The following is a 6,989-nucleotide window of genomic DNA, read 5'->3' as shown; positions in this document are numbered from 1 at the left end:
CTCTTGGCCTCGGCATCCTCCTTGATCCCGGCGGAATCGAGGGCGAGGCCGGCGGCGTACACGCCGAGGCGCTGCCAGGGCTCCATCTGGCGCTGGTCGGATTTCTTCGGGATCTGCCGGTCGAGCTCCAGCGCGAGGAGCGGATGGACCGGATAGGGCTTGAAGCTCTCGGTATCGACGGTCGGCGGGCCGCCGGCGGCGAGCGCCGCGGCATGGACCTCGACGCATTCGCCGAGGCTGGAGGCGATGCCGATGCCGGTGATGACCACGTCCCGGCGGTTCATCGTCATATCGCTCATGGAGCAGGCTCCGGCTTCAGGCCGATGGCTTCGATGCGGCTCTGCATGAGGGCGCGCATATCGGCGGGGAAGGGCATCAGGCGGAAGCGCAGCTCCGCATCGCAGATCGGCTTGCCGTTGCTCGTCAGCTTCGCCTTCGTCGCGGCATAGCCGGAACCCTCGATCACCAGTTCGGCGCTGGCTTCCAGCTCGGCGTTGGGCTCGACGAAGCTGCGGAAGCGCGCCTTGTCCACGGTCATGAGGAAGGGCATCTGGCTGAGACCGTTGAGGCCGAGCAGCAGATAGCCGGAGGCCTGGGCCATGGTCTCGGTCAGCAGCACGCCAGGGACGAGCGGGTGGCCGGGGAAATGGCCCTCGAAGACCGGGCTTTCGGCCGGGACGGTGGAGCGCGTGACGATGCGCTGCAGCGACGGATCGAAGGAAACGACCCTGTCGATCATGTCGAAATATTCGAGGCGCATGCGATCCTTGACCAGCTGGGCACGCCAGAACGGCGCGCGGCCGCTGTGCGGATCGGTCTGATCCGTTCAGCGGCCTATGCTCTATCGGGAGCGGGGCGCCGGCTCAAGTCCGGCAGCCCCCGCGCAGGCGTTACGCCTTCTTGGCGGCGACGAGGTCGTCGATGCGCTTGCAGAGGTTCTCGAGCACGAAATACTGCTCTGCCGGGGCCTTGCCCTCATTGACCTCCTGCGTCCACTGCTCGAGCGGCAGCTTGATGCCGAAGGCCTTGTCGATCGCGAAGGCGATGTCGAGGAAGGCGAGCGAGTCGATGCCGAGATCGTCGATGGCATGGCTCTGCGGCGTGATCTTCTCACGCGGAATATCGCAGGTTTCCGAAATGATGCCGGCGACCGTCTCGAACGTGGCGGACATGCGGGTGCTCCCGTCTTGAAAGGATGTCGGCGGACGACGTCCGAGCGCGGGATGATCCCTGCGCCTGCCCCAAGTCTCCGCCGAGGATGACTGACCGGCCCCCTTACACCGCGCCGCGCGCGAGGACAACTGGGATGGGTCCCGATACGAGCACGGCCGGCTTGCGCCGGCCGCGTTGTGACGTTTTGGTCACCGAAGGCCGTGCAGGAAACACGACCTTCGCTGCCAGGATGCTTACGCGGCGAGCCCGCGTAGCACGTATTGCAGGATGCCGGCGTTCTTGAAGTAGTCGATCTCGTCCAGCGTATCGATGCGGCAGAGGATCGGCACCTTCTTCACCGTGCCGTCGGCATAGGTGATCTCGGCTTCCATCATCTGGCGCGGCTTGACGTTGGCCAGCCCGTGGATGGTGACCATCTCGTCGCCCTTCAGGTCGAGCGAGGCCCAGCTCGTGCCCTCCTGCAGGGTGAAGGGCACGACGCCCATGCCGACCAGGTTCGAGCGGTGGATGCGCTCGAAGCTCTGGGCGATCACCGCCTTGACGCCGAGGAGGTTGGTGCCCTTCGCCGCCCAGTCGCGCGAGGAGCCGTTGCCGTACTCGACGCCGGCGAAGATCACCAGCGGCACCTTCTCCTGCTTGTACTTCATCGCGGCGTCGTAGATCGGCAGCTCTTCCTTCGACGGGTAGTGGATGGTGTAGCCGCCCTCGCGCCCGTTCGGGCCGAGCATGTGGTTGCGGATGCGGATATTGGCGAAGGTGCCCCGCATCATCACCTCATGGTTGCCGCGGCGCGTGCCGTACTGGTTGAAGTCGGCGACCGCGACGCCATGCTCGGTCAGATAGGCCCCGGCCGGGGAGGCCGCTTTGATCGAACCGGCCGGAGAAATGTGGTCGGTGGTGATCTTGTCGCCGAAGAGGCCGAGGATGCGGGCGCCCTTGATGTCGCCGATCGCGTCCGGCTTCTGGTGCATACCCTGGAAATAGGGCGGGTTCTGCACATAGGTCGAATCGTCGTCCCAGGCATAGGTCTCGCTCTGCGGGGCGTCGACCGCCTGCCAGTGGGCGTCGCCCTTGAAGACGTCGGCGTACTTCGCCTCGAAGATCGCGCGGGTGACGTTCTGCTGGATGAAGCTCTGGATCTCCTTGTTGGAGGGCCAGATGTCCTTGAGATAGACGTCCTTGCCGTCCGAGCCCTGGCCGAGCGGCTGCGTGGTCAGGTCCATCTGGACCGAGCCGGCCAGCGCATAGGCGACGACCAGCGGCGGCGACGCCAGGTAGTTCGCCTGCACGTCCGGCGAGACGCGGCCTTCGAAGTTGCGGTTGCCGGAGATGACGGCGCCGGCGATCAGGCCCTTGTCGTTGATCGTCTTCGAGATTGGCGCCGGCAGCGGGCCGGAATTGCCGATGCAGGTGGTGCAGCCGAAGCCGACCAGGTTGAAGCCGAGCTTGTCGAGGTCGGTCTGCAGGCCGGACTTGGCCAGATATTCGGCGACGACCTGCGAGCCGGGCGCCAGCGAGGTCTTCACCCAAGGCTTGACCTTGAGGCCCTTGGCGACTGCATTGCGGGCGAGCAGGCCGGCCGCCATCAGCACCGAGGGGTTCGAGGTGTTGGTGCAGGAGGTGATGGCGGCGATGACGACGTCGCCATGGCCGAGATCGAAATCCTCGCCCTCGACCTCAACGCGGCGCGAAAGCTCGCCGCCCTTCTTGTAGTCGCTCTCCATGGCGGCGGCGAAGCCGGCCTTGACGGCGGAGAGGTCGACGCGGCCCTCGGGGCGCTTCGGGCCGGCCATCGAGGGCTGGACCGTCGAGAGATCGAGCTCCAGCGTGTCGGTGAAGACCGGATCGGCCGTCTCGCGGGTGGCGAAGAGCCCTTGAGCCTTGCTGTAGGCATCGACCAGCGCGATGCGCTCCGCCTTGCGGCCGGTGGTGGTGAGATAGTCCAGCGTCTCGGCATCGACCGGGAAGAAGCCGCAGGTCGCGCCGTATTCCGGGCCCATGTTCGCGATCGTGGCGCGGTCGGCCAGGGTTAGGTTGTAGAGGCCGGGGCCGAAGAACTCGACGAATTTGCCGACGACGCCCTTCTTGCGCAGCATCTGGGTGACGGTGAGCACGAGATCGGTCGCGGTGATGCCTTCCTTGAGCGCGCCGGTCAGCTTGAAGCCGATGACCTCCGGCAGCAGCATCGACTGCGGCTGGCCGAGCATGGCGGCCTCCGCCTCGATGCCGCCGACACCCCAGCCGAGAACGGCGAGGCCGTTGACCATGGTGGTGTGCGAATCGGTGCCGACGACGGTGTCGGGATAGGCGACCTCGACCTCGGTGCCGTCGATGGTCTCGCTACGGGTCCAGACGGTCTGGGCGAGGTATTCGAGATTGACCTGGTGGCAGATGCCGGTGCCGGGCGGGACGACGCGGAAATTGTCGAAGGCGCCTTGGCCCCATTTGAGGAACTTGTAGCGCTCCGCATTGCGCTCGTATTCGAGCTCGACGTTCTGGGCGAGCGCCTTGGGCGTGCCGAACTCGTCGACGATCACCGAGTGGTCGATGACGAGATCGACGGGAACGAGCGGGTTGATCTTCTGGGCGTCGCCGCCGAGCGCCTTGACGCCGTCGCGCATCGCGGCGAGGTCGACCACCGCCGGCACGCCGGTGAAGTCCTGCATCAGCACGCGGGCCGGGCGGAAGCCGATCTCCTTGCCGGCCTTGCCCTTGTCGTCGAGCCAGCCGACGAAGTTCTCGATATCGGCCTTCGTCACCGAGCGGCCGTCCTCGTTGCGCAGCAGGTTCTCGAGCAGCACCTTCATCGAGAAGGGCAGCTTCGAGATGCCGGGCAGGCCGTTCTTCTCGGCGTCGGGCAGGGAGTAATAGGTGTAGCTCTTGCCGCCGACATCGAGTGTCTTGCGGGCCTTGAATGAATCGAGCGAAGCCATGCGGGCAATATCCTGATCAAGGGGTTGCGGTCGCGACCGGCAAGTCTCCAAGGGTTTCTGCCCTTGCGGACGCTGCCGTTCGAAGGCCTAATGCGCGTGGCGCGCGCGCCGCCCCGGGAGTGCCCGGGCCCCGCGCCGGATCGGCGTGCGGCGTAGCCGCGGGTTCTATAGAGCAATTCCAAGAAGCGCGCTACATGAACGAAATGTGGTCGAATGCATCGGCGGCATTGCTGCCTTGACGCAAACTCCGTTCCAGGATTCGCGCCTCCGCGTCGAGAATCTCGCCTGTCGCCGCGGCGGCAGGCTGGTTTTCGATGGCGTGAGTCTGTCGCTCGGCAATGGCGAGGCGCTGGCGCTGACCGGCCGCAACGGCGCCGGTAAGTCGAGCCTCATCGCCATGCTGTGCGGACGGTTGCGGCCCGATGGCGGCAGCATCCGCATCGAGGGGGCGGATGAGGCGGAACTTCCCGAGCTCAGCCACCTCGTCGGCCACCGCGACGGGTTGAAGACGGCGCTGACGGCGCGGGAGAATCTCGCCTTCGCGCAGGATCTGCTCGGCAGTCCGGCGGCGTCGCCCGAGGCGGCGCTGGAGGCCGTCGGGCTCGCCCATGTCGCCACCTTGCCGGTCGGCTACCTCTCCGCCGGCCAGCGGCGCCGGGTGGCGCTGGCGCGGCTTCTGGTGTCGTGGCGCCCCTATTGGCTGCTCGACGAGCCGATGGCGGCGCTCGATACCGCCTCGCAGGCCATGCTCACCGGGCTGATGCGCGCGCATCTGCTGATGGGCGGCGCGATTCTCGCTGCGACGCATGGGCCGCTCGGGCTGGACGAAGCGCGCGAACTCAGGATCGGGCCGTGAGACGTGCCTTCATCGCCATCCTGAAACGCGATCTCGCATTGGCGGCGCGTGCCGGCGGCGGCGGCGAACTCGCGCTCGTCTTCTTCCTGACGCTTGTCGTGCTGGTTCCCTTCGCGCTCGGGCCGGACCTCAACTTGCTGTCGCGGATCGGCCCGGCGATCCTGTGGCTCGGGGCGCTGCTTTCCGTGCTGATCGGGCTCGACCGGCTGTTCCAGAGCGACGAGGAGGACGGCTCGCTCGAGCTGATGCGGGCTTCGTCGCTGCCGCTCGAAGGGGCGGTTCTGGCCAAGGGGCTGGCGCATTGGCTGACCACGGGCCTGCCGCTGGCGCTCGTCTCGCCGCTGCTCGGGCTCCTCGTTGCGCTGCCGGGCGAGGCGGTGCTGCCGCTCTTCGCCACGCTGCTGGTCGGCACGCCGGCGCTCAGCTTCATCGGCGCGGCCGGCGCGGCACTGGCGGCGAGCCTCAGGCGCGGCGGTCTGATCGTGCCGGTGCTGGTAGCGCCGCTGACGATTCCCGTGCTGATCTTCGGGGTCTCGGCCGCGAATGCGGCGCTCGGCGGAACGGTGCCGTTCCGCACGCCGTTCCTGATCCTGGTCGCGCTGTCGCTGGCGGCGATCGTGGTCGGCACGCTGGCGGCGGCAGCCGCGCTGCGTCAGCCGGAGTGAGCGGCGCCGCGGCCGTGGTGGTCGAGCTCCACGGCGCAGCCGCATTGCGCCGCAAGCCGCGCGACCGTGTCGGCGATGGCATCGAGGCCGATGCCGCCGACATCGTGCTCGCGCTGGATTTCCTCGGCCGTCGCGTAGACGTCTACGACGAGCGACTGGCTCGCTTTCGAGCGAATCGCAAGCTCGACCTCGCGCTGGACCGCGTCGGACAAACGCATTTCCATGGTGGTCCCCCCATCGGTTCCCGACGGTAGAATGCGAGCGCTCTCCCCGCAAGCGGAGAGTTCTGAATCTGTAATATATTCAATGTGATACCGTGGGGCACGCGGTTGACGCAACGGCGCCTTTCGAGCCAAAATCGGAAAAGATCAAGCCTTCGAAGGGCTTGCCTCGGGACTGCCTGATTCGTGCGCCAGCAGCTTCGTGATGTCGCAGCGAGGCTGCGGCGCATTGCCGTGACGGGGCCGGGATTGCTATTGCTGCGGCGCCCGTGCCCGATGGCACCGTTTGCAGATGACATGGCCAGCCTGATCGACCTCGCCAACCCGACGCGCTTCATGCGCTTGTCTTCCGCGCTCCTGCCGTGGCTCACGGGGGTGTCGGCGCTGCTGCTGGTCGTCGGCTTCTATCTCGCCTGGTTCGTGGCGCCGCCCGACTACCAGCAGGGCGAGACCATCCGCATCATGTTCGTGCATGTGCCGGCGGCCTGGCTCGCCATGATGTTCTACGCGATGATGGCTGTCTCGGCGCTGGGCACGCTGGTCTGGCGCCACCCGCTCGCCGATGTCGCGCAGAAGGCGGCGGCGCCGATCGGCGCCTGCTTCGCGCTGGTCTGCCTGGTCACCGGGGCGCTCTGGGGCAAGCCGATGTGGGGCACCTACTGGGTCTGGGATGCCAGGCTGACCTCGGTCCTGATCCTGTTCCTGGTCTATCTCGGGATCATCGCGCTCTGGCGCGTGCTCGACGATCCCTCGCGGGCGGGGCGGGCGGTCGCGATCCTGACGCTGATCGGCTTCGTCAACGTGCCGATCATCAAGTTCTCGGTCGACTGGTGGAACACGCTGCACCAGCCGGCCTCGGTCTTCCGCATGGGCGGCTCGACCATCGATGGCTCCATGCTCTGGCCGCTGCTGATCCTGGCCTTGGGTTTCACGCTCTTCGCGCTGACGCTGCACATGGTGGCGATGCGCGCCGAGATCATGCGCCGGCGCGTGCGCACCCTGACGATCCTCGAGGCCGAGCGGCTCGACCGGCTGTCGGCGCAGGGAGCGCCGGCATGACCGCGCTGGCCACGAGCCTCGGGCCGCATGCCGGCTTCATCCTCGCCGCCTATGCGGCGGTCGTCGTCGTCCTCACCGGGCT

Annotated in this window: 7 protein-coding genes and 1 pseudogene; 3 read left to right on the top strand and 5 right to left on the bottom strand. The window is 67.2% G+C overall.

The window, feature by feature from the left end:
• The 4 genes and pseudogenes from AB4Y99_RS23655 to acnA all read right to left on the bottom strand — a co-directional run.
• Positions 1–299 (bottom strand): annotated as a pseudogene (locus tag AB4Y99_RS23655) (beta-ketoacyl-ACP synthase); the annotation flags it as partial.
• Entirely contained in the window at positions 296–760 is a 465-nt protein-coding gene (locus AB4Y99_RS23650; RefSeq protein ID WP_191126010.1) for a 3-hydroxyacyl-ACP dehydratase FabZ family protein, read from the bottom strand. The pseudogene AB4Y99_RS23655 and the gene AB4Y99_RS23650, both read right to left, overlap by 4 nt.
• Positions 761–890: 130 nt before the next feature.
• Positions 891–1,172, bottom strand: a complete 282-nt coding sequence (locus AB4Y99_RS23645) for an acyl carrier protein (RefSeq protein WP_038358122.1) — start codon at positions 1,170–1,172, stop codon at positions 891–893.
• A gap of 234 nt (positions 1,173–1,406) precedes the next feature.
• Complete coding sequence (acnA, locus tag AB4Y99_RS23640; protein ID WP_038358120.1) at positions 1,407–4,106, bottom strand: aconitate hydratase AcnA; 2,700 nt, start codon at positions 4,104–4,106, stop codon at positions 1,407–1,409.
• A 319-nt stretch (positions 4,107–4,425) separates the two neighbouring features.
• Between acnA and ccmA the strand changes: the two genes are divergently transcribed.
• Positions 4,426–4,962 (top strand): heme ABC exporter ATP-binding protein CcmA, encoded by a 537-nt coding sequence (ccmA, locus tag AB4Y99_RS23635; RefSeq protein WP_441525038.1) that lies wholly within the window; start codon positions 4,426–4,428, stop codon positions 4,960–4,962.
• Positions 4,959–5,627, top strand: coding sequence for a heme exporter protein CcmB (ccmB, locus tag AB4Y99_RS23630; RefSeq protein WP_038358118.1), 669 nt, complete (start codon positions 4,959–4,961; stop codon positions 5,625–5,627). Before ccmA ends, ccmB begins: the two co-directional genes overlap by 4 nt.
• Here the strand turns inward: ccmB and AB4Y99_RS23625 are convergent.
• On the bottom strand, positions 5,615–5,839 hold the full coding sequence (locus AB4Y99_RS23625; RefSeq protein ID WP_038358116.1) for a hypothetical protein: 225 nt from the start codon (positions 5,837–5,839) through the stop codon (positions 5,615–5,617). The two genes, ccmB and AB4Y99_RS23625, sit on opposite strands and share 13 nt — an antisense overlap.
• Positions 5,840–6,145: 306 nt before the next feature.
• Here AB4Y99_RS23625 and AB4Y99_RS23620 point away from each other — a divergent pair, with 306 nt between their 5' ends.
• The gene (locus tag AB4Y99_RS23620; RefSeq protein WP_441525037.1) at positions 6,146–6,907 is read left to right on the top strand and encodes a heme ABC transporter permease; all 762 of its coding nucleotides are present in this window, start codon (positions 6,146–6,148) and stop codon (positions 6,905–6,907) included.
• Positions 6,908–6,989 lie beyond the last annotated feature (82 nt).

It is taken from the genome of Allobosea sp. TAB14, assembly GCF_052113865.1.
In the GTDB taxonomy this organism is placed as follows: Bacteria; Pseudomonadota; Alphaproteobacteria; order Rhizobiales; family Beijerinckiaceae; genus Allobosea; species Allobosea spartocytisi.
The sequence above is the reverse complement of the archived record's forward strand: the minus strand, read 5'-3'. Positions and strand labels throughout refer to the sequence as shown.